Consider the following 25547-nt stretch of genomic DNA (forward strand, 5'->3'; position numbering starts at 1 on the left):
ACGGAGCCGGCCATGCGGAACTCCACCGCATGGCCTAACGCTCCAGGTGCTTGGGGTCCAGGGTGTCGCGCACGGCATCACCGAGCAGGTGGAAGCCGAGCACGGTGAGGGCCAGCGCGAGCCCGGGGAAGAGGGCCACGTGGGGAGCGACGAGGAGGTACTGCGTGCCCTGGTCCACCAGCGCGCCCCACGAGGGCGTCCCCGGAGGCGCGCCCAGCCCGAGGAAGCTGAGCGAGGCCTCGGCGAGGATCGCGCCGGGCAGCGCGGATGTGGCCTGCACGACGAGGGGCCCGGCGGCGTTGGGCAGCAGGTGGTGGAAGAGGATGCGCGCGTTGCTGGCACCCAGCGCCCGTGCCGCCTGCACGTAGTCCCGCTCGCGCAGGGTGAGCACCTGCCCGCGCGCCAGCCGGGCGTAGCCCGTCCACCCGGTGAAGCTCAACGCGAAGATGACGTGGGTGAGCGAGGGCCCCAGCACCGCGGTGATGAAGATGGCCAGGAGCATGCCGGGGAAGGCCAGCAGCACGTCGGTGAGCCGCATGAGCGCCTCGTCCACGAGCCCTCCCAGGAACCCCGCGAGACCGCCGAGCACGGTGCCCACCAGGGCCGAGAGCGCCACGGCGAACGCGGCGACGACGAGCGAGACGCGCGCGCCGTACAGCACATGGGTGAGCAGATCGATGCCGTTCTCCCCCGTGCCGAGCGGATGGCCGGGACGAGGAGGAACGAGCTCCGTGGCGAGGTCCATGGCCTCCGGAGCATGAGGGCTGAGGACCGGGGCGAGCAGCGCGACGAGGACGAGCAGCCCCGCCACGGCGAGTCCGAAACGCCCGCCCACGGAGCGGAGGCGGAGCCTCATGCGCGCCTCCGCACGCGCGGATCCACGAGCCCGTAGGCCACATCCGTGAGCGTGTTGACGAGCACGTAGCAGCAGGTGAAGACGAGCACGATGGCGCGCACGGTGTTGTAGTCGCGCTTCTCGATGGCGCTCAGCAGCAGGGTGCCCATGCCGGGCCAGGCGAAGACCTTCTCGGTGACGATGGCGCCGCCGAGCAGGGCGCCGAACTCGAGCCCCAGCACGGTGAGGATGGGCAGCAGGGCGTTGCGGAAGGCATGGCGCCACAGCACGGCGCGGGGAGAGAGCCCCTTGGCACGGGCGACGGTGACGTAGTCCTCGCGCAGGGCCTCCAGCATGGCGGCGCGCGTCATGCGCGCGAGGAAGGCGGAGAGCGCGGTGCCCAGGGTGAAGGCGGGCAGGACGAGGTGCCGCCACGAGTCGGCGCCGGACACGGGCAGCCAGTCCAGCTTCAACGAGAAGAGGATGATGAGCACCGGCCCGAGCCAGAAGCGCGGCAGGGCCACGCCGGCCACCGCCGCGCTCATGGCGGCCGTATCCACCGCCGTGCCCCGGCGCGCCGCGGCGGCCACTCCGAGCGGCAGGGCCAGCACCAGGGCCACGGCCATGGCCGCGAGCGCGAGCACCAGCGTGAGGGGCAGGGCCGCGCCAATGGCCGGCATCACCTTCCGCTGGAAGGGAGGCACCGAGGTGCGCAGCTCTCCGGTGACGAAGTCCCGGGTGAAGCTCCAGAGCTGGAGGTGCACGGGCTGGTCCATGCCCACGGCGCGGCGCAGGGCCGCTCTATCCACCTGGGTGGACTCCTCGCCCAGCATCACGTCGATGGGGTCTCCCGGCACCAGGTGCAGGAAGAGCGAGACGAGCAGCAGCGCACCGCACAGGGCCACCGCCGCCGAGGCGAGCCGCTTCATGGCTCCACCATCCTCGCCCACGCGAGCGGGGTGAACCGGCCGTGAGCGCTCGGCTCGAAGTCCTGGAGCCGGCGGGAGGCCACGGCCACGGAGCTCTCGTGCCACAGGGGCACCACAGGCATCAGCACGTCCAGGCGCTCCTGGGCCCGCGCATAGAGCGCCTGGCGCTCGGGGGTGGAGACGCGGCTGGCCTCGTCGAGGAGGGCGTCGAGCGCCTCGTCCCGCAGCGCCCCCCGGTTGAAGCCGCCCCAGTGGTTGGCCTCCGTGGGCACGTTGCCCGAGTGGTACGCGCTGCGCATCAGGTCCGGCTCGATGACGGAGGCCCACTTGAGGGTGAAGAGCTCGAAGTTGCCCCGGCGGATGTCATTGAAGAAGGTGCCGAACTCGAGCGAGCGCACCTCCACGGCCACGCCGCCGCGTGAGAGCTGCTCCTGGAGGACGAGCGCCACGGAGCGGCGGAAGCGGTCGGTGCTCGTCTTGAGCTGGAAGGAGAGGCGGGGCGCGCCTCCGGGGCCATCCGGGTCCGGGTAGCCGGCCTCGTCCAGGAGCCGGGCGGCCTCCTTCGGGTCGTACCGGCAGCCGGCGACGGGAGCCCAGGCCCAGTGCGTGCGCGGCAGCATGCCGTGGGCGGGCACCGCCAGCCCGTGGAACTTGTACGTGACGAGCGGCCCCACATCGACGAGGTGGCACAGGGCGCGGCGCACCCGCGCGTCCGCGAGCGGCCCGTGGCGCAGGTTGAGGCCCAGGTAGGCGAAGCCGGTGCCCTCCTTCGTGAGGACGCGCAGCGAGGGCTCTCGCTCCAGCGCGGGCAGCACGGCCGGGGACAGGGCGTTGAGGACGAGGTCCGCGCGCCCCTTGAGCAGCTCCAGCACGCGCGTCGTCTCGTCGCGCACCACGCGGAAGTGCAGCCGGGGGATGGCGGGCGCACCCCGGTAGTAGCCCGCGAAGGGCACCAGCGTGAGGTGGTCCTCGTCCGGCTGGGACTCGAAGCGGAAGGGGCCCGCGCCCATGGGGGCCCGGCCCTGGACTTCCTTGCCGGCGGCCGAGGCCCGCTCGGCGGGAAGGATGCCCAGGGACAGCTCGGAGAGCAGGGGCGCATAGGGCCGGCGCAGGTGGAAGCGCACCGTGCGCGCGTCAACCACCTCCACCCGCTCGACGGCCGCGTACCTCTCGGCCCGGGGGCTGGCGATGGCCGCGTCCCACATGCTGTCGTAGGTGGCCTTCACGTCCTCGGTGGTGAGGGCACTGCCATCATGGAAGGTGAGCCCCGGGCGCAGCGTGAGCTCCACGAGCGTGGGAGACAGCTCGCGGAAGGACTCGGCCAGGTCCGGCACCGGCGTGCTGCTGTCATCCAGGGTGACGAGCCCCGGGGTGATGAGCTGGGCGAGGCGCTGGCCCATGGCCGAGAGCGTGAACCGGTCGTCCAGGCTCTCCGGTGGGGCCTCGATGAGCACGGTGATGCCCGGGGGCGGCCGCTCGGCGTGACAGCCGGGGAGGAGCGCCACGAGGAGCGACAGGACGGCGAGGCGGAGCAGCGGGGGCATCAGCGCCTCCGTTGTGTCACATACGTGCAACTTTCTCCAACGCCGGAGTGTGCGGAGTCCGGATGTCTGTCATTCGGGAGCGCTCCGAACACCGGCCCGCTTTCCTCACCCCGGCTCACGCCCTGGCTGAGGGGCTGTCCAGCAGGTACAATGCGCCCCTTCACGCGGGTGATCCGGGAGCGAGGCCATGTACTTCGACCTCAAGCGCATCACGAAGAACCAGGAGTACCGCTGGGAAGTGGTGGAGCAGAGACCTTCCGGCAGCCCCTCCTGGAAGGATGCCGCCGGAAACGAATACTGGGCGGGCGACAAGATGTACCGCATCGCCTTCATCGGACACGGCAGCACCGTTGCCTACTATCTGACCGCCCTGGCGCAAGCCAGCGTGTCGGGCAAGGTCTCGAAGAAGGACCTCTACGAGCGAATGGTGGTGTTCGGCTCCGTTGATCCCTGGGACAGGACCGTGCGGGGCGACGGTTACATCAATCACGAGCGCCATCAGATCAGCCATTGGGGCAAGAAGGTCCCCCAATACAGCCAGGAGTACATGCAGCGGTCCGCGTTCGCGGAGGAGAACGCCAAGGCCTTCGAGAATGCCTTCAGCCAGGGCGCGACCCTCGTCACGAACGAAGTGGTCTCCATCGAGAAGCTCGGAGACGTCTTCCGGATCAATACCCGCCAGGGCTCGTACTCCGCGGCGTTCGTCGTGGTCGCGACAGGACTTGGCGCTCACCGCGGGCTGGGCGACTCCATCTGCCCCAAGGTACCGAAAGACGACCGGGAGGACATGACGGTCTCCCAGATGAAGGACGCCCTCCGGGGCAAGGTGGTGAACCTGGATGAGTTCATGACCTTGTTCCCGGAGACCTCTCGCATCCGGGGGAACACCCGGCACCGGGAGACGCCCGTCCAGAAACTGACGGTGGCCGTCCATGGAACGAACGCTGGAATCGATGCCGCGCAGCGGGCCTGGCAGCTCGGCCACAAGGTGATGTGGATCTGGGGGAACGGAACCCCCATCTTCCTCCCCGGCCACCGGCTCCCCATCGAGAAGCCGCAAACGGACATCGACATCAAGAAGATCGGCCGCAAGCCCGTCACCGTCGAGCCGCAGGGAAATCGCGTCCTCATCAAGACCCACGAGCAGAGCCAGTCTCCGGAAACCCTGGGCGAGGTGGATGTCTATGTCATCTCGCTGGGACAGGATCCGTTCGCCACGGGCTGTGCGGGCGATCTGTTGATCACCCAGGGCAACATGGAGGTGAGTGACTTCGAGCCCATGTACGACTGGAATCAGCACTTCGGCATGCCCTTCCAGACGGTCCTGGGATTCCAGACGAAGGGCACGCGGATGGGGCTCGGACTGCAGATCATCGGTGGGGTGACCGAGAGTCTCGCGAAGGACCTGCAGAAGAGGTTCGCGGTCCAGCACAATTACAAGGACCAACTGGGCCCCGCGGAGCTGAAGCCCACCCGGGAGAGCTGCCAGGCCCAACTGGATCGCTCTCCCTCCATGAAGAAGAAGCACGGCACGGCGGAGAACCTCCTGAAGGAGAAGCTCCCGAACTGGGAGCGGGCTCAGCGGCATCGCGACAGCCACCTCAAGCTGTCCGCGGAATACCTCGGGGCCTCGAGCATGATCCAGCTCCTCACCCACCAGGTCGATCCCAAGGAGGTGCCCCAGGGGCTCCAGGAGATGCTCAAGAAGTACAACTACAAGGAGATGGATTGGTTCCAGAAGTGGCAGGTGGCGACACCGGAGCGGCCATCGGGCTCGGCGGTGGCCTCGGTGTTGCTGCCCTCCCAGCTCGGAGCCGTGCGCGCCGTCGTGGCGGCGCTGAACACGATGATTCCGGACTACGTCAGCGGGGGCGACGCGAACTACAACACGGACGATCGCACGATGCTCGCGGTGTACATCGCGGAGAACTTCCCGAACCTCTCCCCGGAGGAAGCCAATGCGAGGGTGGAGGCCATCATCGATCTGCGCCGCAGGGAGTACACCCCGCTCGGCTTCTATGACGATGACACACGCAAGCTCACCCAGGAGCGGATGCGCCAACAGAAATGAGCGCGTGGCGCCCCCGGCTCAGTATGGAGAGCGCTGGCACTCGGCGTACCCGGCGCGGCCCGTCTTGGGGTCTCGCTGGTAGCACTGGAGCTGCTCGTTCAAGACCTCCGTGCAGTCGCTCGTGTAGACGCTTTCGCCCGAGGGCATGTCGACGAAATTCCCGCACGTCCTGCTCGACTCCTTGATGAGGAGCTGGCGCGGGAAGCCGGCGCCCTGGGCGGTCACCTTCGCGGTGGACACGCCATTCATGAAGCCCATGTGCTCGCCCGTGGAGATGGAGAAGATGTGGCGCAGCTCGCCGTCCTGGGCCTCCCAGTAGGACAGCTCGAAGTAGGTGTTGCGCGAGTCCTCCCTCTGGGAGTCGACCTTGAAGACCTGGCGCACCGGGTCGATCAGGTTCTCGAAGCCGAAGACGGTCTTGCGGTGGTAGGTGTCCGGCAGCCCGGGGAGGAAGGGCATGTCGATGGCGCAGTGGGTGTCCTTCCCCTCGAGCGGGTGGAGCACCACGCCACTCAGGAGCTGGGCCTCCTCGCACACCCGGCCACGCGCCTGGACGACGAGGTCCTGCTGCTCGGCGGAGACGATGCGGGCCTTGAAGACGTCGAGCACCACGGAGGGAGGCTCCTCCTCCTCCTTCTTGGAGCACGACAGCCCGTTCCACTCGATGTTCATCCCCAGCGAGCCGAGGAGCTGCTTCAGCTCCGTGCGCGAGGTGGCGCCACGCACCTTCTTCTTCAGCTCCTGGGGTTTCACCTGGACGCGGCGGCCCTTGGCACAACCCTCCCCGGGCGCCTTCGCGGGAGCGGGCACGGCCGGAGCGGGGTCTGTCTGGGCGAGGGCGGCCGGGACGGTCATGGGGGTGGCCCACAGCACGGCCGCGGCGGCCCAGGATGCATGACGACGAACACGGAGGGACATGAGGGCTCCGGAGAGGGTGTCAAAGAATTCGGGTCACCGGCCTGGCCAGGAGGCTATTCGAGCGCCTTCAGTGTTACCGAGCACGATGGATGAGGGAGAAGTGGGCCCGGGTGAGCGAGTTGGTTGATGGGCAGGCCCCCCGTGAGCAGGGGTAGCCCATCACCGAGACTGGAAAGGTGAGGCACGTAGGCTGATGGGATGGCCACGAGCCCGCGGGTTGGGCGGGTGATACTACTCCGGAAGGAAAGCGAGCAAGAGAGCGGGCAAGAAAGCGAGGGAGCAGCACAGGGCTACCGGAGAGGTCATGGTTCAGGGACGACTCCGAAGGGAGGGAGCCATGGCCCTGGAAGCCATCCTGGAGCGATTCAAGAAGAGCAGTCCGCTGACGGTAACAATGGTGCGGTTGGTGATGCAGCAGGCGCTGAGCCGGGAGTGGATGGAGGAGGTGTTCGAGCGCCACCGGGACAAGCAGTACACGCGCGAGTTGATGTTCTCCACGGTGGTGGACCTGATGGGATTGGTGGCGCTGGGGCTCAAGCCCTCCTTGCATGCGGCGGCGCAGGCAAGCCCCGAGTTGGGGGTGTCCCTCACGGCGCTGTACGACAAGGTGAAGCGTACCGAGCCGGAGGTGGTGGGCGCCCTGGTGCGAGGGAGCGCCGAGAGGCTGACTGCGGTGGTGAAGCCCATGAGGCAGGGGCGAGCGCCCTGGGCAGCGGGATACGTGGTGAGGGTGCTGGACGGCAACCACCTGGCGGCCAGTGAGAAGAGGATGAAGCCGTTGCGAGAGTTTCGCGGAGCGGCGCTGCCCGGACAGTCCCTGGTGGTATATGCGCCGGAGTTGGACCTGGTGGTGGATATGGTGCCCGCCGAGGATGCGCATGCGCAGGAGCGGGCCCTCATGGGGCCGGTGCTGGAGCAGGTGCGGCCGGGGGAGTTGTAGTTGGCCGACAGGAACTTCTCCACCACGCGCATTCTGCTCGGCATTCATGACAAGCAGGCCGCTTTCGTCATCCGCGAGCATGGAGCTTCTCCCAACCCGACGCCAGTGGAGGAGCGGCGGGAGGAGGGGCGAGTGGAGACGGGGCTTGTGTATGAACAGGCCGTAGGGATAGAGGACGAGACAGGGCGCCAGTTGAGGTTGCGGCGCATCGAGTTGCATTTGGACGAGCCAACCCGGCACGGTGAAAACATCATCCGCCTGTTGACGAATGTGCTGGCGGAGCGAGATGATTGCATTACCAGAACCCACATGGCGGCCTTATGAGTTGCAGTCAGCGCCCGAGCTGAGCCGGACGCTGCTGGAACTGGCGGCGAACGTGAGAGTGGCCAGGCTGCGCAAGCACCCGCGCAAATCCAAGAAGAAGACCAAGAAGGAGTACGTCCCGGGAGAGGTCGCCCGACGGCATATATCGACTGCACGAGTGCTACGAGGGCAAGAGCAGACCTGACGGAATGCAGACAATGAGCGCCCCCAGGGTGAAGCCAGGTGTCCCCTGATTCCAGAGGACTGTGCTGGGGCATTGCTTTCGATAAGGATTGGCGGGCCAGCAGCCTTGTCCTGCTCTTCTGCGCCCTGCTCGAGGCTGCCTTTCCATCTCCAAGTGCTTTCTTGCAGGCCCTGCCAGGAGGCGGTCCTCTCCTTCACCTTGAAAGGGCTCACCCTTACGGCGCACGCCCACAATACTGGCTTGTCGCGTGCGCGAGCCTCGGCTTCTACCTCCTCCACTCAGTCCCCGCACCGCTGCACGCCGCCTCACACCTCCCCCAGCTCTTTCCAATCTATTGAAGCGGTATTCCTACTTCGGGCGGGCCACTCCGCCCTTGCGTTTGATGTCGAACCCATACCGGTAGATGTCAGGAACATCAATGCGACCGTCATCACGCTCTTTGAGGACACCGATCCTCAGGAGTTCGTCCAGCACGCTCTCTCCATTCTGCGGGAGACCCGCATGCTCTGCAGGCACAGGCTTCGCCAACCGCCGGATGACTTCATCCCGTTCGAGCATGACCTCCAAACCACGCAGGTTCTCCAGTCGGTTCACGATTGGGTATTCTTCGGAAATCTCTTTGACACGGGCTCGCGAAGTTGGGACCAATGCAGCAACGAGGCTTTGTGGGCTCATCAACCGGTTAATATTACCCGGCGAACGGTTTTTAGCATCTTCAGCAGCATGCCCTAGGAGGACAAGAAACGAACGCGGCACGATGCGCACATTCGCATCTTGCAGGCGGTTCGGAATCCATCTGTAGGTGAACCCTTTTTTTAAACCCTTGCCCATCAATCTGCCAGTAAGGCGATCAGCAAATGCCCTTTGCACTGTTTCTGGCATCTCCCCAGGGAGGAGACCAAAGCCCTGACGTTCCGTGAGTTGAAGCCCCGCGATAGACCGAAGCCATGTACGCATCTCCTTGAGTCTTGAGGGGTGCTCATCGGAGGGTGCGGCAAGTTGACGCACGACAACGCGGTAGAGTGCTTCAACAGTCCAATCGAGCGCAATTGAGCGTGGTCGCAACTTGCTCGCATCGGCAAAACTACCCTCCGCGTCCTCGAATAGATCGTCTCGAAGGAAGATCTTCGCGCGAAGGTGGCGAAATCGGTTTGACAGCGAAAGCCAAAGTGCCAGCAAACTACTGGCGTATCGACTTCGGACCTCACGATCAAACTCTCCGAGTCGGTCAAGATGATCGTAGGTGGCAAAAACCGTGCGCTTCTGCTTCGAGAGATAGCTCTCCAGCCCATCCAAGGCGGAGGCCACCTGACCGATATTCGCCTCGGCCCACGGCAGCCATTGAGCCAGATCATGCTCGCGCCCCTCACGAACCGTCACAAGTTGTGGAGGAAGCGGAGGGCTACCTGGCAAACCAGCTTGGATGCGTACGAGCAGATGCGTCATCCAGAAAACACGCAAAGAGCCCATGGACCTAGTGGCGGCGATACTATCCAGCACGATCGGCTGCGGGTGCGCCTGACTGTCATCGGAGAACGCGTCAATGAAAGAAGCGTCAGGCAGGCTCGTATCCTGAAAAAAATCTCTCAAAAGCGGTCCCGAAGTCCGAAGGAACCGGAACAACGCACTCTTTCCCGTCCCACGGCCTCCTCGGATGATAACCATCTCCGGCCGCAAGGCCATCCGATGCATCGGCAGTGGTAGAAAGACATCGGCCGTGCTGACGTTCTCGTCCTCGACATGCTTGAGGCGGGACATTTTCTCCAGAAGCTTGAGCCTCTCCTGGTTGGTCATTGGATGCCTTCCTCACTCGTGCTTTCCACGTCTTCTTCTGGTTCGCACAATTCGACAATGCGTTCGAGGAGTTGCTTGTAGCCCTCTGAGAACAACACCTCACGTGCGGCACCGAGATGCGTCAGGCGCTCAAGGAGCGGGTGGCGCCGAATGACTTTCGGCCAATGTGGCTCCTCGTCATCCTCAAGCTGAGGACTCTCCGGCAATTTGCCATAAAGGCTTTGGTCAAACGCACGGTAAGCCCTCTTGAGGAACTCCTCCTCCTCAATCTTGGCTTCCTGAGAGGCTGGATCTGGAGGGGCCAATGAGTGAGCCACGACGCAAAGCAGGTCATCCACCTTCTTGCGCCTGCCCAGAGCCTGGAGCGTCAGTTCAAGTCCGCGGTACCCCTGTTCGGATGCACGACTTACGAACACATCTACGTGTGCGAGCCCGTGAAGAGACAGTCCTGCGATGTCATGTAAGCCAGCCCGTGAATCAATAAAGATGTAATCGGCTTGACGACCGCGCAACGCGCCCAGGAGGTGGCGTAGCCCCCGTTCAACGGGACTCTCTCCCTTAACATCCAGCAGCCCGCCCCCGATAAAATCGAGCCGGGACAGCTTCTCGAAGTAGCGCTCATCAAGGTTTCCCGCTGTAACAACCTCAATGTTGCCTTTCAACGGACCCAAGGAACCCGGCGCAGAAACCAACCCGTCCATATCAATTTGGCCAGTCCCAATGAAGTCCACGAGAAAGTCAACCACGCCCCGCCGACTCTCAACCTCGAATAGGGCTGACAATCCAGGAGCCTCGACATCCAGGTCGACTACGACCACCTTCTTGCCCAATTCGGCGAGTTGCCACGCGCACGATGCGAGCAGAGTGGTACGTCCAACACCTCCCTTGAAAGAATAAAAAGTGACGATCGGTGGAGAACCTTCTCTCAAAGGCCATGGGGGCGTCGCTCTCTCGTCCCGAACCCAATCGTACTTGGAAAGCCGCCGTTCGATCTTGTTCCAGCGACCAGGGGTGGCAGGCACCTCTTGGAGCGTGCTCGACTGTACGTAACGGGCATCAGGCCACTGTATGTTGCTCTTGCCCATCAACGCTCGCGCTAGCCGCCCGGGCTCCCGCAGGTCCGTCGTCATTAGCAAAGGGGGCTCGATCCACCGCTGAAGGGCTTGCACGAGAGCTTGCTCCAACGCGCTCATATCTGGTATTGGCTGAGATGGATCTGGCTCTATGATAAGGCGAACACGGCCCTCCAGATCCCGGACCACACCGGCACGCCGAATCGTCGCGGCGACCGACGATTCCTCGATGACGCGCACGAGCGTGGGCAGGACGTCGTCAAAGGTTACCATGTGAACGTCCTCGGAAGCCGACCATCGGCCCAGATCGCCCACACAACCTCATCGACAGCCCTACGAGCGTCGGAGAGAAGCGCCTGAACCTCGGTTGCCGTGAAGCGGCCTGTGCGCGCATATCGGGAGTCGACAGACCACTGCCTCAAGGTTGAGAACCGCTCAGCCCAGTCCCCCAGTCGGTAGCGGTGCGCGACAACGTCCCAGGCAAGAGCTGCGCTTAGCGCCATCTCAGCGCTGGGCCCTACCCCATGTCCAATCGCCTTGTCCAATGCGCGATCGCTCAAAGTCGCCTTCCGCACGCACTCCGGCCCAAATCCCGCCAGATGGAATGCCTGATCGAGAGAGGCATGTGGGTTCGAAGCGTCTGCGAGATGCTCTGCGTCCCGCACATGGCGGAGAGCAGCGGAGAGAGAATCCTGCGCTTTCTCTGAGAGACGTTCCATTAACTCACTGATTCCAGTAGATAGAGAGAGGTCACCAAGGTAGGAGTGCCGCTTGCTCCTACTAGCACGAAGGTTGAGAGCACGAAACGAGGCTGCTTGTCTCCCAACAAAAAGAGATAGAGGCCCCGCTGCGGGCAGCGGGCTGGTGCAGGGCGTCCGCGTAGGGCAACTGCTGGGGTCAGCAAGGCCATGTACGGCGCCAGTGCTGAGGGCCGAGCAACCCCTTGGGGCACACAGCCTCTCCCGAGCCACGGCTCCTCAGAAGGCTAGAGCGACTTGATAGTGGCTGCGCCAGCTTCAGCACCACGTCTGCCAAGCTAGCGTGTTCCAAGTGCCGCAACCAGCATCGGCCCGCCTGAGCAGTCCCTGGTGCTCCAGGATGGCGAGGACCCCACCGAGTGGCCTCAAGTACGCCTGCACCTGCCTGCTGCATCCGCATTGAGAACGGACGAAGACACCCAGCACGAAAGTACGGCGCAGCAGATGCGCATAGTCCACCTACAGCGTCCTCTGCTTCATCGGCTCTTCCAACGTCGCGACCAAGCACGGGCCCTCAACTCTCCTCCGGCCTCGGTTCCGCTCATTGAACCCACCGCCCTACCGCGGACGTGGTATGGCCCGGGTGGACAATATTGACCTGTATGGTCATCAGCCGTGTCGCCGTGCTAGGAACCCGGGATCGGAGGAGCGAATGAAAGAAGAAGACAAACCCTGGAGCGGAGGAGCACTGGGGCCGTATCGCGTCACCCTGCGCCATCGCGCCATCGGCGGTGGGCTGGGCCGCCTGTACGAGGCTCGCAACACCGAGACGGGCAACCCCGCCCTGGTGCTCATGCCCGCCCCCAAGGGAGATCTGCGCGCGGAAGAGAACTGGCAGGTGCGCGCCACCGCCAACGTCACCCCGCCCTACCTCGCGCTGGAGGTGGAGCACGCTCCCGGGAACGGACAACCCCGGCAGCTCACGTGGATGCTCGAGCGATGGGCGGCGACCTTCATGCGCATCGACGCCCGGCCGGAGGTGCGCGCCCACCTGACGGGAGGTCCGAAGGAGTCCCGTCCGCGTCCGGCGGGCCGGCTCGGCTCGCCCAGGGCGGCTCTGGCGCTGGCCGCGCTGCTCGCGCTCACGGTGGTCCTCTGGCCACGGGCCACCGAGCACCCGCCTCAGGAGCTGCACTCACAGGAAGCGCACTCCACGGTGGAAGAACTGGTCCTCAGCCGCACGAGTGACGACTCCTGGGCCGGGATTGAAGGATTCCCCATGCCTGACAAACCCGTGGCGGGTCAGAAGAAGCCTCCGTGCAATCCCAAGCGAGACGAAGTGGAGATCCGCGGTGGGTGCTGGCTGGAAGTCGCCAGACGCCCTCCCTGTTCCGAAGGCGCGGCCGAGTACCAGGGCAAGTGCTACATCGGCGTGGGCGCCCCGATTCGTCCCCCCACTTCCATCGGCCCCTGAAACCTCAGGCCGACTGCTCCTGCTCCACCTGGGACTCGCGCACGCTCAGCGCTCGGGGCAGGCGCACGGTGAAGCAGGAGCCCCTGCCCTCCTCGCTCTCCACCGTGAGCGTTCCGCCGTGCAGCTCCACCAGCCGGTGCGCGCTCGCCAGTCCCACGCCACTGCCAGAAATCACCGGGGCCACGTTCCGGCCCCGGCGGAAGCGCTCGAAGATGTGCGGCAGGTCCGCCGCCGGTATCCCCATCCCCTGGTCCTGCACCTTCAGCCGCACCCAGCCCTCCGGCCCCGAAGACTCCTCGGCCAGCCACACGTCGATGGAGCCTCCGCGCGGGCTGTACTTCACCGCGTTGCCCAGCAGGTTGTCCAACACCCGCTCCAGGCTCGCCTCGTCCCACTTGCCCTGGAAGTCCGTGCCCTCCACGTGCAGGTGCACCGGGTGCGTGGCCACCAGGGGCCCCAGCTCGCGCACCTTCACCCGCACCAGCGCGAACAGGTCCACCTCCTCGCGCTCGAGCGGCCGCTCCCCTCCCCGCGTCACCTCCAGGAGGTGGAAGTCCAGCACCAGCGCGTCGGGCGCTGGAGGGTGGCGCAAGCGCTCCAGGGCCTCCTCGGCGGAGCTGGCCTGCTCCACCTCCCACCGCGTCTCCGTGTCCTTCTCGAGCGCCCTGCGCAGCGCCCGCTGATCCGCGAGGCTGTCGTCGATGAGCAGCACACGCAGGCTCATCCCGTGGGCTCCTCCAGTCCGGGAAGCAGCGCGGCGCTGAACCAGAAGCACTCCAGCGCGCGCGCGGCCTCCTGCAACTCGACGGCGCCGCTCGGCTTGAAGAGGTAGCTGTTGGCACCCCCGCCGTAGGCCGAGCGCACGTCCCGCGCCTCGGTGGAGTTGGAGAAGATGATGACGGGAAGGGAGCGCAGCACCGGGTCCGCCCTGAGCTGGGCGAGCACCTCCTGGCCCCCGATGCCCGGCAGGTTCAGGTCCAGCAGCACCAGCACCGGCTGGGGAGCCTCCGCGTACGCCCCCCGCTGGAAGAGGTAGTCGAGCGCACCACGGGCGCGGACAGCGGCAGCTTGCGGGCCACGCGCAACAGCGCCTCCGAGTCCGGATCACTGTCCTCCACGAGCAGCAGGGGCCGTTGCATCAGCGGGGCCTCTCTCCCAGCGTGAAGGAGAAGGTGGAGCCCTGGCCGGGAGAGGACTCCACCCACAGCTCGCCCCCGTGCAGCCGGACGAGCCTCCGGGCGATGGCGAGACCCGCCCCACTTCCGCCCCCGTAGGCGTGGGCGGGGTGCAGCCGGCGGAACATCTCGAAGATGTCCTCGTGGAACCGCTCCGCGATGCCGATGCCGTTGTCCCGGACATGGAAGACGTACTCATCCGGCCGCCGCCGTGCCGGATGGGACAGGGGCTCGCCCGGGCCGTGGAAGCCCAGCTCCACCCACCGCGGCCCGTCCTTCCGGTGGTACTTGGCGGCATTGGTGAGGAGGTTGGCCCAGACCTGCTGGATGCGGACCCCGTCACACCGCACCCGGGGCAGACGCCGGGGCATCCGCACCTCCAGACGGTTCTCCTGGAGCCGGGCGGACACGGTGAGCAGCACCTCGTCCACCAGCTCCTGCATGTCCACCTCGCCCCAGGCCAGCTCCACCCGCCCCACGCGGCTGTATTCGAAGAGGGCATCCATCTGCCCCTGGGTGCGGCCCGCCAGCCACCGCACCTCCTCGAGCTGCCGGCGCCCGTCCTCGCCGAGCTGCTCGCCATGGTCCTCGAGGAGGAAGCCCACGTACTGCTGGATGCCGCGCAGCGGCTCCTGGAGGTCGTGCGCCACCGTGCCGCCGAAGGCGTCCAGCTCCGCGTTGGAGCGGGCGAGGGCGGCGGCATGGCGCAGCAGCACGCCCACCAGGGCCGAGCGGAAGCTGACGGCGGAGGCCACGTCCTCGGGCGTCCAGGGGCCGCTGGCCCCGCGCACCGTCTCCTGCCAAGCGCCGAAGGAGGCACGCGGGTGGAGGCGGCTGGCGCCGGGCCCGGGCACCACCGGCTTCTGGGGATTGCCGGCCCAGGTGACGGTGCGCGCCACCTCCGGGCGGAACCAGAGGATGAAGCGCGGAGAGGCCGCGTCCAGGCGCACCGCGAGCAGCCCGCTGGCCACGTCCGCGTACTCGGCGGCCGGCGGGTGCGCCTTCGCGAGGCGCTCCGTGTGGAAGGTGCCGTCGAAGTGCTGTCCGGCGAGCCAGGTGGCCAGCTCCCGCACGTCCTCCGCGGAGGGCGTGGTGCCCACGAGCATGAGGGCCTCGCCGAGCAGCAGGGCCACTCCGCCCGCGCCGGTGAGGCCGAGCAGGAGCTCCGTCTGCTGGGAGAGGGCCGCGGGCAGCGTCCCCGCCTGCTCGGAGAGCCGCTCCACCAGCAGGGTCTGCAAGTGGGCGCGGCGGGCGAGCTCGGCGGACACGCTGGCGCGCTCCTCGGCGGCGAGCTGCAGCGACACCAGCCGGGCCAGCACATCACAGGCGCGGCGCGTGGCGGCCGGTACCACCAGGGGCGTGCGGTGGTGGCACGCGATGAGGCCCCAGAGGCGGCCGTCGCGCACCAGGGAGATGGACATGGAGGCCCCCACCCCCATGTTGGCGAGGTACTCCAGGTGCACCGGGGACACGCTGCGCAGGGCCGAGCCGGACAAGTCCAGCGGACGTCCCTCGGAGGGCAGCACGGGGGGCCGCAGCGGCACGGGCGCGGCGCGCGCGTCGGCGATGAGGCGCAGCGTGTGGCGCGTGTAGAGGGCGCGGGCCTGGGCGGGGATGTCGCTCGCGGGGAAGTGCAGGCCCAGGAAGCTGTCCATGGCCTCGTCGCGGCTCTCCGCCAGCACCTCGCCATGCCAGTCCGCGTCGAAGCGGTACACCATCACCCGGTCGAAGCGGGTGAGCGCGCGCACCGCCTCCGCCGCCGCCTGGAGCAGCCCCTGGGGGCCCCGGGCGCGGGCCAGCGGCGTGAGGAGCAGGTCCACCATCCCCAGCGCCTCCTCCTCGTGGGCGCCCGGCGTGCCAGGCTCCAGGTCCAGCACCACCAGCCCGTCACTGCGGTGCGGAACGCCGGTGAAGAAGCGGCCCGCGGCCTCGAGGCGCAGCTGGCCGGAGGCCGGCTGGGACAGGGCCCGGGTGAGCAGGACGAGCGAGGAGGCGTGGAGGACGTCCGACAACGGCCGGCCCAGGAGTGCCTCCGGCGGGCGTCCCAGCAGGGCCTCGGTGTTGGCGCTCACCAGCCGCAGGGTGAAGTCCGGCTCCGAGAAGGCCAGCAACACCCCGTGGGGCTGGATGCCGCCCAGCAGGTGGATGGGCTCGCGCTCGCACTGCGAGAGCTCCACTTCAGAGACGGGAGGGCGCATCGACATGGGCCTCCCGAAGCCAGGCCTCGAAGGCCTCGAAGGTGTCCTGGGCACCCCGCACCACCCGGGGTGCCAGTGCCGGCTCCGGGCAGGCGCGCGTCAGGGCCTCGCCGAAGGCCTTCCACATGGGCCCCACGGCCTCGCCATAGGCCCGGAAGAAGGCGAACCCGCCCACGGCAGCACCCGCGAAGTGCCGGGTGAGGTGGCGCAGGATGAGCTGCCCCCCGAGCGTCGCGCCCTCCAGGACGTACAGGGCCCCGAGCGCCTCGGGCACCCCGGACAGGCAGGGCAGGCCCGGGTGACGGGGCAGACAGGCCAGCGAGGCATCGTCATGGCCGAGGGCCCGGAGGTCCTCCTCCAGCAGGGGCACCTTCCACCGCTCGGCGAGGCGCAGCCCGGGGATGCGGCCCTCCAGGCACGCGGCGAGGGAGGCTTCCACCGGGGCGTAGAGGCCATGGAGGGCCTCCAGGTGGCGCCGGTAGCCGGAGGGGGTGAGGTCCGGAGACAGCAGGCGCACCACGCGCTCGGCGCGCTCGTGGTGCGGGCGGGTCTCGGCCTTCAACGTCTGCAACAAGGAACGGGGCTCTGGTGTACGGGGCTCTGGTGAGAACAAGGCTTTTCCGAGCATGTCCATTGGCCGCGCACCGGGAAACGAGGATTGCGGCCGAGTGTCAACCCCAGGCCAGCCCGGAGAGCCGGCGGAGAGGCAGTCACCCCCTCGCCGCCCGGCCCGTCCTGTCGCGAACAGCGGATCCCTCCCAACCCTCAAGGGGTGTCACATGCTCCGCCACCGGCCCCATCGTCGTAGCAGACGTAGCCTGTCCGGCAGGTGCCCTGGCCTCCCACGCCCGTGCAGGTCGCGAAGCAGTAGGCCTCCGTGCCCTCGGTGTTGGCGTAGCACTTGGAGCCCACCGGGCAGGCGGCGGTGAGACACTCCCGCGTGCAGTACCCTCCCGGGTAGCCCTGCGAGGCCGTCACGCACAGGCCCCCGGTGCCACACTGCGCATCGCTGGTGCAGGACTGTCCCACCACCGGCTCGGGCGACTCCTCCACGGACCTGTAGGGCACCAGGGTGAAGCTGACGTCCTTGCTCACCTGGTCCTGCTTCACGTCGATGGCCTCGAACTCGGTGGCGTCACGCCAGAAGCCCACGCGCTCTCCCTCCTCGAAGAACTCGTTGTCCCCGTCATCGTCGATGGTGGCCAGCGCGTAGTAGGTCCGCGGAGGCAGGGAGAGGGAATAGGCATAGCCGCTCGCCGCCGGCACCAGGGCCACCCCCTCGTCGTCCACCTGCCACTCCCCGAGCAGCGTCTTGTAGGCGAAGGCGATGACGGCGTCCTTGTCCTGCGAGGCCCCCACCCGGAACTTCACCAGCACGTCGGCGGAGCCCGTTCCGGTGGTGGCTCGCAGGGAGAGCTGGGCCACGTAGCTGCCATCGGGCAGCGTGCCCGGGTTGACGCTCACCGTGAGGGGCACCGAGCCGTAGGCGGGAATCGACAACGTCCGGCTGGAGAGGGATACCGAGGAGGCCTGCGCGCCGGTGACACTCGCGCTGGCCTGGAGCGTGCCCCCGCCCAGGTTGCGCACCGAGAGCTGCTGGGAGCCCCCGCCGGAGAAGGAGAGCTGGGTGGAGCCCACCCCGAGCTTCGGCGCCACCTCGGTGCCGGAGGAGCCCTTGGCCCGCAGCACGGCGGCCTGGGCGTTGACGAGGCCGGCGCCACAACCCTCGGCGCACTGGCTGGAGGTGTCGGCCGTCTCCTTGAGGATGGCCTCCACCTGGGCGGCGGTGAGCGAGGGATTCACCGCCAGCATCAGCGCCACGATGCCCGCCACGTGCGGGGCCGCCATGCTCGTCCCGTTGTACCACTCGTAGGAGGGCTGGTTGCGGGCGTCCATCAGGGTGGAGAGCACGCCGTCCGGGTAGCTGTCGCCGTTGCGGTCCTCACTGGTCTGCCCGCCCGCGGCCATCACATCCACCGGAGGGCCATAGTTGGAGAAGCTGCTGCGCTTGCCGTTGAAGCGCACCGAGCCCACGCAGATGACGTTCTGCATGTTGCACGGGAAGGTGTTTGTGGCGTTCTGGTTCTCGTTGCCTGCGGCGATGACGAAGACGGAGCCCCGGGCCACGCCCGCGTTGACGATCTCCTGGACGGACTGGGGCACGCTCCCCGCTCCCCCCAGGCTCAGGTTGACGACGCGCGCGGGCGTGGGGTTGACGGGCACGCCGGGCACCGAGCCGCCCGAGGCCCAGTTCATCCCCGCGGCGATGTCCGCCAGCGAGCCGCCCGAGGCGCCCAGCACGCGCACCGGCTGCACCTTCCCCTTCCAGGTGACACCGGCCACGCCCAGCCCGTTGTTGGACACCGCGCCGATGGTGCCGGCCACGTGCGTGCCGTGGTACGAGGAGCCGCCGTTGGGCGAGTCCTTGCCCATGTCCGTCGGATCATTGTCGACGCCGTTGCCATCCCCCGCGTTGGCGGGGTCCGAGATGAGATCCATGCCCGCGATGACGCGGGAGTCCAGGTCCGGGTGCCGGACGATGCCGGTGTCCACCACCGCCACCACCATGGAGTCCAGGCCGGTGGTGATGTCCCAGGCTGCCGGCAGGTTCATGCCCGGGTAGTGCCACTGACGGGAGTAGAGCGGATCATTCGGAAGGGAGAAGGCCTTCACGCGCAGGTTGCTCTCCGCGTAACGCACCCCGGGCACCGCCGACAGCCGCTGGACGAGCGCGGTGTGCTCCGCGCTCGTCAGGGCGCCCACGGACCGCGCGTCCCCGGCGCCCGGCTGCGACTGAGCCTTCACCCCCGTGGGCTCGTAGCGGATGACGTGCAGGTGCTCGCTGACCCGGCCCCGGTGCACGGCGCGGTAGCCGGGCGCCCGCGCCCGCGCGAGGGCCGTCTCCACGGGCAGGTTCGCCTCGTCGAAGCGGACGATGACTTCTCCCAGGATGAGGGACTCCCGCGCCGGGAGCGGTCTTTCGGGAATGCCCGTACGCAGCACCCCCTTGGAGGCGAGGGCACCGACAACGGCCCGCGAGAGGCTCCGGTCCCCGGTCTCCAGCGGAGAGGGGGTGGTGCGCACGCTGGCCGACTGCCCCTGGAACGGAGTCAGCACGCCCTGCACCGTACCGGCGAGCTCGGGCGTGGGTGGATCTTCTTCGAGGATGGGACAAGCAGTGAGACTCAACAGCCCCAGGATGGCGAGACGACGGCGCATGAACGGCCCCCTGACCCGGAAGTGGGTCCACACCGGACGCTAGGGTGCCATGATGCGACGCGTCCAGCCCCAGACGCACCGGTGAAGCCCGCGCTCCTGGCGCTGGACCCGGTGAGAGCCTTCTCCCTACGATGCGCCCGCGGTCACTCACGGCGCAGCGCATCGAGGGGACACACCGGGTGAGCCATGGCATCGAGCTGGAGAACGTCACCCGCGTGGTGGAGGGGGAGACCCACCTCGCGGACATCCACCTGAAGCTCGAGCCTGGCGCCTTCCACATCCTGCTGGGCCGCACGCTGGCGGGGAAGACGTCGCTGCTGCGGCTGATGGCCGGGCTGGACAAGCCCACCACGGGGACGCTGCGGGCGGATGGGGCCGACGTGACGCGCGTGGACGTGCGCCACCGCAACGTGGCCATGGTGTACCAGCAATTCGTCAACTACCCTTCCCTCACCGTCTACGAGAACATCGCCTCGCCGCTGCGGCTGGCGGGGAAGCTGCGCGGGCCGGAGTTGGACAAGCGCGTGCGCGAGACGGCCGCCGCGCTCCGCCTGGAGCCCTACCTCCAGCGGCTGCCCGCGGAGCTGAGCGGCGGACAACAGCAGCGCACGGCCATGGCGCGCGCGCTGGCCAAGGACGCCTCGCTGCTGCTGCTGGACGAGCCCCTGGCCAACCTCGACTACAAGCTGCGCGAGGAGCTGCGCACGGAAATCCGCCAGCTCTTCCGCAACCGCCCCGCCGTGGTGGTGTACGCCACCACCGAGCCCACCGAGGCGCTGCTGCTCGGCGGGAAGACGTCGGTGCTCCACGAGGGCCGCCTCTTGCAGACGGGCCCGACGCTGGAGGTGTACCAGGCCCCCGCCACCGAACGCGTGGGCCGGATTTTCAGCGACCCGCAGATGAACCTGTGGGACGCCGAGCTCTCCGAGGAGGGAGCGCGCCTGTCGCCCGAGGTGGCCTTCCCGCTGTCCGGGCACCTGCGAGGGCTCGCGCCGGGGCGCTACCGGCTGGGGGTGCGCGCCCACCACGTGCGGCTGTCGCCCGGAGGCCCCGGAGACGTGCGCATCCCCGCGCACGTGGAGGTGGAGGAGGTGAGCGGCTCCGAGACGCTCGTGCACGCGGCGCACGCGGGGCTGGCGCTCACCGCGCAGGTGGAGGGCGTGCACCGGCACCCGTACGGCGCGCCGCTGGAGCTGTTCGTCCCGCCCTCCCGGATGTTCGTGTTCAGCCCCGAGGGCCGGTTGATGGCCGCGCCCCCCTTCTCCTCCGAGGCGCCCGCCCATGGCCAGGATTGAGCTTCGCGGCATCGCCCACGCCTACGTGCCCGCGCCCGCGTCCGAGCAGGACTACGCGCTGCGCCCCCTGGAGCTCGTCTGGGAGGACGGTGGCGCCTACGCGCTGCTGGGGCCGTCCGGGTGCGGGAAGACGACGCTGCTCAACATCATCTCCGGCCTGCTGAAGCCCACCCGGGGACAGGTGCTCTTCGACGGCGTGGACGTCACCGCGGCCCCGCCGCAGCGGCGCAACATCGCCCAGGTGTTCCAGTTCCCCGTCATCTACGACACGATGAGCGTCTCGGAGAACCTGGCCTTCCCGCTGCGCAACCGGGGCATGGGGGCCGCCGAGACACGGGCCCGGGTGGAGGAAGTCGCGGAGTTGCTGGAGCTCACCCCGGACCTGCGCATGCGGGCCAGCGGGCTGTCGGCGGACATGCGCCAGCGGATTTCGTTGGGCCGGGGGCTGGTGCGCCGGGACGTGGCGGCCATCCTCCTGGACGAGCCCCTGACGGTCATCGACCCGCACGTGAAGTGGCTGCTGCGCCGCAAGCTGAAGCAGGTGCACGAGCAGCTGAAGATGACGCTGGTGTACGTGACGCACGACCAGGTGGAGGCGCTGACGCTCGCGGACCGGGTGGTGGTGATGAACCAGGGGCGCGTGGTGCAGGTGGGCACGCCGCAGGAGCTCTTCGAGCGCCCGGCGGACACCTTCGTGGGCTACTTCATCGGCAGCCCGGGGATGAACCTGCTGCCGTGCACGGTGGAGGACGGCGCGGTGGTGGTGGAGGGGCAGCGGCTGCCGCTGGACGCGGGCGTGTGCGCGCGGGCGCGGGAGAACGGGGGCGAGCTGCGGCTCGGCATCCGTCCCGAGTTCCTCCGGCGCGTCCCCGAGGGCACGCCGTCCTCGGTGCGCGTCGAGGTGACGCAGGTGGAGGACCTGGGGCGGCACAAGCTGGCCACCGCGCGGCTGGGGACGCAGGCGCTGAAGGTGCGGCTGCCCGAGGAGGAGCGGCTCGCGCCGGGCGAGGCCTGCTGGCTGGAGCTGCCGCCGCGCTGGACGACGCTGTACGCCGGAGGCCGAGCCATTCCATGAACAAGCCCACGAATCAGCGTGCCTGGCTGCTGGTGCTGCCGGTGCTGGTGGCCGTCGCCTTCAGCGCCATCATCCCGTTGATGACGGTGGTGAACTACTCGGTGCAGGACATCCTCGGCCCGGAGCAGCGGGTCTTCGTGGGCACCGAGTGGTTCCGCAAGGTGTTGAGGGACCCCGAGCTGCACGGAGCGCTGCGGCGGCAGCTCGGCTTCTCGCTGGCGGTGCTGGCCCTGGAGATTCCGCTAGGCGTGGCGCTCGCGCTGGTGCTGCCCAAGGAGGGCCGCGCCGCGTCCGTGTGCCTGGTGCTGCTGGGCCTGCCCCTGCTCATCCCCTTCAACGTGGTGGGCACCATCTGGCAGATCTTCGCCCGCGGGGACATCGGCCTCTTCGGCGTGCTCATCAACGCGCTCGGCTTCCCATACAACTACACGGCCAACGCGCTGGATGCCTGGCTCACGGTGCTGCTCATGGACGTCTGGCATTGGACGCCGCTGGTGGCCCTGCTCTGCTACGCGGGCCTGCGCGCCATCCCCGAGGCCTATTACCAGGCGGCCCGTATCGACGGCGCCTCGGCCTGGGCCACGTTCCGCTTCATCCAACTGCCCCGGCTGCGCGGCGTGCTGACCATCGCCGTGCTGCTGCGCTTCATGGACAGCTTCATGATCTACACCGAGCCCTTCGTCCTCACCGGCGGCGGACCCGGCAACGCCACCACCTTCCTGAGCCAGTACCTCACGCGGCTCGCGGTGGGCCAGTTCGACCTCGGCCCGGCGGCGGCCTTCTCGCTCGTGTACTTCCTCGTCATCCTGCTGCTCAGCTACATCTTCTACACGGCCATGACGGCGACGGCTGGCTCGAAGGAGGCGCGATGAGACGGCTCGCCGTGCCCCTCTACCTGCTGCTCAGCTTCATCCCCATCTACTGGCTGGTGGGCATGTCGCTGAAGACGAACGAGGAGATATTGGGCGGCTTCACGCTCTGGCCCCGGAATCCCACGTTCGCCAACTACGTCACCATCTTCACGGACCCGGACTGGAGCAACGGCTACCTCAACTCGCTCACGTACGTGGGCATCAACACCGTGCTCTCCGTGCTGCTGGCGCTGCCCGCGGCCTATGCCTTCTCGCGCTACCGCTTCCTCGGCGACTCGCACCTCTTCTTCTGGCTGCTGAGCAACCGCATGTCGCCCCCGGCCGTGTTCCTCCTCCCCTTCTTCCAGCTCTACTCGAGCATCGGCCTGTTCGACACGCCGTGGGCCGTGGCCCTGGCGCACATGCTCTTCACCGTGCCCCTGGCCGTGTGGATTCTCGAGGGCTTCATGTCCGGCGTGCCGCGGGAGATCGACGAGACGGCATACATCGACGGGTACAGCTTCCCCCGCTTCTTCCTGCGCATCTTCCTGCCGCTCATCCGCTCGGGCGTGGGCGTGACGGCGTTCTTCTGCTTCATGTTCAGCTGGGTGGAATTGCTGCTGGCGCGCACGCTGACGTCCGTGGAGGCCAAGCCCATCGTCGCCACCATGACGCGCACCGTGAGCGCCGCCGGCATGGACTGGGGCCTGCTCGCCGCCGCCGGAGTGCTGACGCTCGTGCCCGGCGCGGTCGTCATCTACTTCGTGCGCAACTACATCGCCAAGGGCTTCGCCCTGGGAAGGGTGTGAGCCCCCATGGACCTGGAATGGATGGCCTGGACCGCGCCCACGGCCGGCTTCTTCGTGGTCATCGTGCTGCTGCTCGCCGCCTATACCGTCTGGGGAATCCGCTCCCCTTCCCTGCCCCGCCGCGGCCTGCTGCCCATGGCCACCACCCGCGGAGACCGCCTCTTCGTGGGGCTCATGGGCAGCGCCTTCATCCACCTCGCATGGGTGGGGCTGACGGATGCCTCCGTCTGGTTCGCCTTGGGTCTGTCGTTGCTGTTCATGCTCTTCATTGCTCGCTGGGGGTAACCCGTTGAAGAACACGTTGAAGTGTGTGCTGGCACTGGCCGTGGCAGTCCCCATCGCCGGGTGCAAGAAGGAGTCGAAGCCAGAGGAAGGTGCGAAGCCCGCCGCCACCGCCCAGCAGCAGCAGGCGGACCTGGCCGCGCTGGAGAAGGCCGCCGAGAAGTGGGTGGACCAGGAGTTCCAGCCGAGCACCCTCACCCGGGAGCAGCAGCTCGCGGAGCTGAAGTGGTTCCGCGAGGCCGCCGCCCCCTACCGCGGGCAGACCATCAACGTGGTCTCGGAGACGATCGACACCCACGTCTACGAGGCCAAGACGATGGCCAAGGCCTTCGAGGAGATGACGGGCATCAAGGTCAAGCATGACCTCATCCAGGAAGGCGATGTCATCGAGAAGCTGCAGACCCAGATGCAGTCGGGCCGCAACATCTATGACATGTATGTGAATGACAGCGATCTGATTGGCACGCACGTGCGCTACGGGCATGTGATCCCGCTGTCGGACTTCATGGCGGGCGAGGGCAAGGACGTGACGCTGCCCACGCTCGACATCGACGACTTCATGGGGAAGAGCTTCGTCACCGGCCCGGACGGGAAGCTGTACCAGCTGCCGGACCAGCAGTTCGCCAACCTGTACTGGTTCCGCCAGGACTGGTTCAGCCGGCCGGACCTGCGCGAGCGCTTCAAGAAGAAGTACGGCTACGAGCTGGGCGTGCCGGTGAACTGGTCCGCCTACGAGGACATCGCCGAGTTCTTCACCCACGACGTGAAGGAGCTCGACGGCGTCCGGGTGTACGGCCACATGGACTACGGGAAGAAGGACCCGTCGCTGGGCTGGCGCTTCACGGACGCGTGGCTGTCCATGGCGGGCGTGGGAGACAAGGGCCTGCCCAACGGCAAGCCGGTGGACGAGTGGGGCATCCGCGTCGAGGGCTGCAACCCGGCGGGCGCCTCGGTGGCGCGCGGTGGCGAGACGAACGGCCCGGCCGCGGTGTACGCGCTGACGAAGTACATCGAGTGGCTGAAGAAGTACGCACCGCCCCAGGCGGCCGGCATGACGTTCTCCGAGGCGGGACCGGTCCCCGGCCAGGGCAACGTGGCGCAGCAGATCTTCTGGTACACGGCCTTCACGGCGCCGTTGACGAAGCCGGGGCTGCCGGTGGTGAACGCGGACGGAACGCCGAAGTGGCGCATGGCGCCCTCGCCGCACGGCCCGTACTGGCAGGACGGCATGAAGCTCGGCTACCAGGACACGGGCTCGTGGACGATGCTCAAGAGCACCCCGCTGGAGAAGCGGAAGGCGGCGTGGCTGTACGCGCAGTTCACGGTGGCGAAGACGACGTCGCTGAAGAAGTTCCTGGTGGGGCTGACGCCGGTGCGTGACTCGGACGTGCGCTCCGAGCACGTGACGAAGGTGGCGGACCGGTACGGCGGCCTGGTGGAGTTCTACCGGAGCCCGGCGCGCGTGGCGTGGACGCCCACGGGCACCAACGTGCCGGACTACCCGAAGCTGGCGCAGCTGTGGTGGCAGAACATCAGCCTGGCCGTCGAGGGCGAGAAGACGCCGCAGCAGGCCATGGACGCGCTGGCCGAGCAGATGGACGACGTACTGGGCCGGCTGGAGCGCGCGGGCATGCAGAACTGCCCGCCCAAGCTCAACCCGGTGAAGGAGGCGAGCTTCTGGCTGGACGCGCCGGGAGCGCCGCACGCGAAGCTCGCCAACGAGAAGCCCAAGGGCGAGACCGTGCCCTATGAGCAGCTGTTGCAGGCGTGGAAGGAAGGGCGCGCGAAGTAGCGCGTTGTCCGCAACGGCGAGGCGGCGGCCCTGGAAGACCCAGCCGCCGTCTCGTCGAGCCATCCGG

General features: G+C 67.8%; 22 protein-coding genes. 10 read left to right on the forward strand and 12 right to left on the reverse strand.

Translation table 11 applies throughout. The features are described from left to right. Window positions 1–34: 34 nt before the first annotated feature. Genes AC16DP_RS08525 through AC16DP_RS08535 form a run of 3 tightly spaced genes read right to left on the reverse strand, consistent with a single transcriptional unit; the run spans window position 35 to window position 3308 of the window. Complete coding sequence (locus AC16DP_RS08525) at window positions 35–856, reverse strand: ABC transporter permease (RefSeq protein WP_329734231.1); 822 nt, start codon at window positions 854–856, stop codon at window positions 35–37. Further along, window positions 853–1764 (reverse strand): ABC transporter permease, encoded by a 912-nt coding sequence (locus tag AC16DP_RS08530; protein WP_329734232.1) that lies wholly within the window; start codon window positions 1762–1764, stop codon window positions 853–855. The genes AC16DP_RS08525 and AC16DP_RS08530 overlap by 4 nt, the downstream gene beginning before the upstream one ends. After that, the gene (locus AC16DP_RS08535) at window positions 1761–3308 is read right to left on the reverse strand and encodes an ABC transporter substrate-binding protein (RefSeq protein ID WP_329734233.1); all 1548 of its coding nucleotides are present in this window, start codon (window positions 3306–3308) and stop codon (window positions 1761–1763) included. Before AC16DP_RS08535 ends, AC16DP_RS08530 begins: the two co-directional genes overlap by 4 nt. A 187-nt stretch (window positions 3309–3495) precedes the next feature. On the opposite strand from AC16DP_RS08535, the gene AC16DP_RS08540 reads away from it, so the two are divergent. Then, window positions 3496–5379 (forward strand): hypothetical protein, encoded by a 1884-nt coding sequence (locus AC16DP_RS08540; protein WP_329734234.1) that lies wholly within the window; start codon window positions 3496–3498, stop codon window positions 5377–5379. An 18-nt stretch (window positions 5380–5397) separates the two neighbouring features. Here AC16DP_RS08540 and AC16DP_RS08545 read toward each other — a convergent pair whose 3' ends face one another. Then, window positions 5398–6297 carry a hypothetical protein gene (locus AC16DP_RS08545; RefSeq protein ID WP_329734235.1) on the reverse strand — a complete coding sequence of 300 codons (900 nt, stop codon included), beginning with the start codon at window positions 6295–6297 and terminating at the stop codon, window positions 5398–5400. Window positions 6298–6634: 337 nt separating this feature from the next. Here AC16DP_RS08545 and AC16DP_RS08550 point away from each other — a divergent pair, with 337 nt between their 5' ends. Both AC16DP_RS08550 and AC16DP_RS08555 read left to right on the forward strand, forming a co-directional pair. After that, on the forward strand, window positions 6635–7237 hold the full coding sequence (locus tag AC16DP_RS08550) for a hypothetical protein (RefSeq protein WP_329734236.1): 603 nt from the start codon (window positions 6635–6637) through the stop codon (window positions 7235–7237). Then, a complete protein-coding gene (locus AC16DP_RS08555) occupies window positions 7238–7561 on the forward strand; it encodes a hypothetical protein (RefSeq protein WP_329734237.1) in 324 nt (107 codons plus the stop codon). A 532-nt stretch (window positions 7562–8093) separates the two neighbouring features. On the opposite strand, the gene AC16DP_RS08560 is transcribed toward AC16DP_RS08555, so the two are convergent. Further along, window positions 8094–9539 carry a hypothetical protein gene (locus tag AC16DP_RS08560; RefSeq protein WP_329734238.1) on the reverse strand — a complete coding sequence of 482 codons (1446 nt, stop codon included), beginning with the start codon at window positions 9537–9539 and terminating at the stop codon, window positions 8094–8096. Continuing rightward, entirely contained in the window at window positions 9536–10885 is a 1350-nt protein-coding gene (locus AC16DP_RS08565) for a KGGVGR-motif variant AAA ATPase (protein WP_329734239.1), read from the reverse strand. Before AC16DP_RS08565 ends, AC16DP_RS08560 begins: the two co-directional genes overlap by 4 nt. 1137 nt (window positions 10886–12022) lie before the next feature. On the opposite strand from AC16DP_RS08565, the gene AC16DP_RS08570 reads away from it, so the two are divergent. Then, window positions 12023–12784 (forward strand): hypothetical protein, encoded by a 762-nt coding sequence (locus AC16DP_RS08570; protein WP_329734240.1) that lies wholly within the window; start codon window positions 12023–12025, stop codon window positions 12782–12784. 4 nt (window positions 12785–12788) lie between these two features. On the opposite strand, the gene AC16DP_RS08575 is transcribed toward AC16DP_RS08570, so the two are convergent. The 6 genes from AC16DP_RS08575 to AC16DP_RS08600 form a co-directional block, all read right to left on the reverse strand. Then, window positions 12789–13508, reverse strand: a complete 720-nt coding sequence (locus tag AC16DP_RS08575; RefSeq protein WP_329734241.1) for a sensor histidine kinase — start codon at window positions 13506–13508, stop codon at window positions 12789–12791. After that, entirely contained in the window at window positions 13505–13777 is a 273-nt protein-coding gene (locus tag AC16DP_RS08580) for a response regulator (protein ID WP_329734242.1), read from the reverse strand. Before AC16DP_RS08580 ends, AC16DP_RS08575 begins: the two co-directional genes overlap by 4 nt. Beyond that, window positions 13756–13923 (reverse strand): hypothetical protein, encoded by a 168-nt coding sequence (locus AC16DP_RS08585; protein WP_329734243.1) that lies wholly within the window; start codon window positions 13921–13923, stop codon window positions 13756–13758. Before AC16DP_RS08585 ends, AC16DP_RS08580 begins: the two co-directional genes overlap by 22 nt. Next, window positions 13923–16157, reverse strand: coding sequence for an ATP-binding protein (locus tag AC16DP_RS08590; RefSeq protein ID WP_329734244.1), 2235 nt, complete (start codon window positions 16155–16157; stop codon window positions 13923–13925). Before AC16DP_RS08590 ends, AC16DP_RS08585 begins: the two co-directional genes overlap by 1 nt. Continuing rightward, complete coding sequence (locus AC16DP_RS08595; protein ID WP_329734245.1) at window positions 16138–16731, reverse strand: biliverdin-producing heme oxygenase; 594 nt, start codon at window positions 16729–16731, stop codon at window positions 16138–16140. The genes AC16DP_RS08590 and AC16DP_RS08595 overlap by 20 nt, the downstream gene beginning before the upstream one ends. 191 nt (window positions 16732–16922) lie before the next feature. Next, a complete protein-coding gene (locus AC16DP_RS08600) occupies window positions 16923–19376 on the reverse strand; it encodes a S8 family serine peptidase (protein ID WP_329734246.1) in 2454 nt (817 codons plus the stop codon). A 131-nt stretch (window positions 19377–19507) separates the two neighbouring features. Here AC16DP_RS08600 and AC16DP_RS08605 point away from each other — a divergent pair, with 131 nt between their 5' ends. The 6 genes from AC16DP_RS08605 to AC16DP_RS08630 are packed head-to-tail and all read left to right on the forward strand — an operon-like array spanning window position 19508 to window position 25480. After that, window positions 19508–20671: an ABC transporter ATP-binding protein gene (locus tag AC16DP_RS08605; protein WP_329734247.1), complete on the forward strand. Its 1164-nt coding sequence runs from the start codon at window positions 19508–19510 to the stop codon at window positions 20669–20671. Next, the gene (locus AC16DP_RS08610) at window positions 20658–21746 is read left to right on the forward strand and encodes an ABC transporter ATP-binding protein (protein ID WP_329734248.1); all 1089 of its coding nucleotides are present in this window, start codon (window positions 20658–20660) and stop codon (window positions 21744–21746) included. The genes AC16DP_RS08605 and AC16DP_RS08610 overlap by 14 nt, the downstream gene beginning before the upstream one ends. Then, on the forward strand, window positions 21743–22618 hold the full coding sequence (locus AC16DP_RS08615) for a carbohydrate ABC transporter permease (protein ID WP_329734249.1): 876 nt from the start codon (window positions 21743–21745) through the stop codon (window positions 22616–22618). Before AC16DP_RS08610 ends, AC16DP_RS08615 begins: the two co-directional genes overlap by 4 nt. Continuing rightward, the gene (locus AC16DP_RS08620; RefSeq protein WP_329734250.1) at window positions 22615–23406 is read left to right on the forward strand and encodes a carbohydrate ABC transporter permease; all 792 of its coding nucleotides are present in this window, start codon (window positions 22615–22617) and stop codon (window positions 23404–23406) included. Before AC16DP_RS08615 ends, AC16DP_RS08620 begins: the two co-directional genes overlap by 4 nt. Window positions 23407–23412: 6 nt before the next feature. Next, complete coding sequence (locus AC16DP_RS08625) at window positions 23413–23691, forward strand: DUF2160 domain-containing protein (protein ID WP_329734251.1); 279 nt, start codon at window positions 23413–23415, stop codon at window positions 23689–23691. Window positions 23692–23695: 4 nt separating this feature from the next. Further along, the gene (locus AC16DP_RS08630; RefSeq protein ID WP_329734252.1) at window positions 23696–25480 is read left to right on the forward strand and encodes an ABC transporter substrate-binding protein; all 1785 of its coding nucleotides are present in this window, start codon (window positions 23696–23698) and stop codon (window positions 25478–25480) included. Window positions 25481–25547 lie beyond the last annotated feature (67 nt).

Source organism: Archangium sp. (assembly GCF_057119385.1).

What these genes read in the sequence shown, in the direction of transcription:
- AC16DP_RS08525 (WP_329734231.1), bottom strand. Translation starts at nt 856, where the DNA reads ATGAGGCTCCGCCTCCGCTCCGTGGGCGGGCGTTTCGGACTCGCCGTG.
- AC16DP_RS08530 (WP_329734232.1), bottom strand. Translation starts at nt 1,764, where the DNA reads ATGAAGCGGCTCGCCTCGGCGGCGGTGGCCCTGTGCGGTGCGCTGCTG.
- AC16DP_RS08535 (WP_329734233.1), bottom strand. Translation starts at nt 3,308, where the DNA reads ATGCCCCCGCTGCTCCGCCTCGCCGTCCTGTCGCTCCTCGTGGCGCTC.
- AC16DP_RS08540 (WP_329734234.1), top strand. Translation starts at nt 3,496, where the DNA reads ATGTACTTCGACCTCAAGCGCATCACGAAGAACCAGGAGTACCGCTGG.
- AC16DP_RS08545 (WP_329734235.1), bottom strand. Translation starts at nt 6,297, where the DNA reads ATGTCCCTCCGTGTTCGTCGTCATGCATCCTGGGCCGCCGCGGCCGTG.
- AC16DP_RS08550 (WP_329734236.1), top strand. Translation starts at nt 6,635, where the DNA reads ATGGCCCTGGAAGCCATCCTGGAGCGATTCAAGAAGAGCAGTCCGCTG.
- AC16DP_RS08560 (WP_329734238.1), bottom strand. Translation starts at nt 9,539, where the DNA reads ATGACCAACCAGGAGAGGCTCAAGCTTCTGGAGAAAATGTCCCGCCTC.
- AC16DP_RS08565 (WP_329734239.1), bottom strand. Translation starts at nt 10,885, where the DNA reads ATGGTAACCTTTGACGACGTCCTGCCCACGCTCGTGCGCGTCATCGAG.
- AC16DP_RS08570 (WP_329734240.1), top strand. Translation starts at nt 12,023, where the DNA reads ATGAAAGAAGAAGACAAACCCTGGAGCGGAGGAGCACTGGGGCCGTAT.
- AC16DP_RS08575 (WP_329734241.1), bottom strand. Translation starts at nt 13,508, where the DNA reads ATGAGCCTGCGTGTGCTGCTCATCGACGACAGCCTCGCGGATCAGCGG.
- AC16DP_RS08585 (WP_329734243.1), bottom strand. Translation starts at nt 13,923, where the DNA reads ATGCAACGGCCCCTGCTGCTCGTGGAGGACAGTGATCCGGACTCGGAG.
- AC16DP_RS08590 (WP_329734244.1), bottom strand. Translation starts at nt 16,157, where the DNA reads ATGCGCCCTCCCGTCTCTGAAGTGGAGCTCTCGCAGTGCGAGCGCGAG.
- AC16DP_RS08600 (WP_329734246.1), bottom strand. Translation starts at nt 19,376, where the DNA reads ATGCGCCGTCGTCTCGCCATCCTGGGGCTGTTGAGTCTCACTGCTTGT.
- AC16DP_RS08605 (WP_329734247.1), top strand. Translation starts at nt 19,508, where the DNA reads ATGCGCCCGCGGTCACTCACGGCGCAGCGCATCGAGGGGACACACCGG.
- AC16DP_RS08610 (WP_329734248.1), top strand. Translation starts at nt 20,658, where the DNA reads ATGGCCAGGATTGAGCTTCGCGGCATCGCCCACGCCTACGTGCCCGCG.
- AC16DP_RS08615 (WP_329734249.1), top strand. Translation starts at nt 21,743, where the DNA reads ATGAACAAGCCCACGAATCAGCGTGCCTGGCTGCTGGTGCTGCCGGTG.
- AC16DP_RS08620 (WP_329734250.1), top strand. Translation starts at nt 22,615, where the DNA reads ATGAGACGGCTCGCCGTGCCCCTCTACCTGCTGCTCAGCTTCATCCCC.
- AC16DP_RS08625 (WP_329734251.1), top strand. Translation starts at nt 23,413, where the DNA reads ATGGACCTGGAATGGATGGCCTGGACCGCGCCCACGGCCGGCTTCTTC.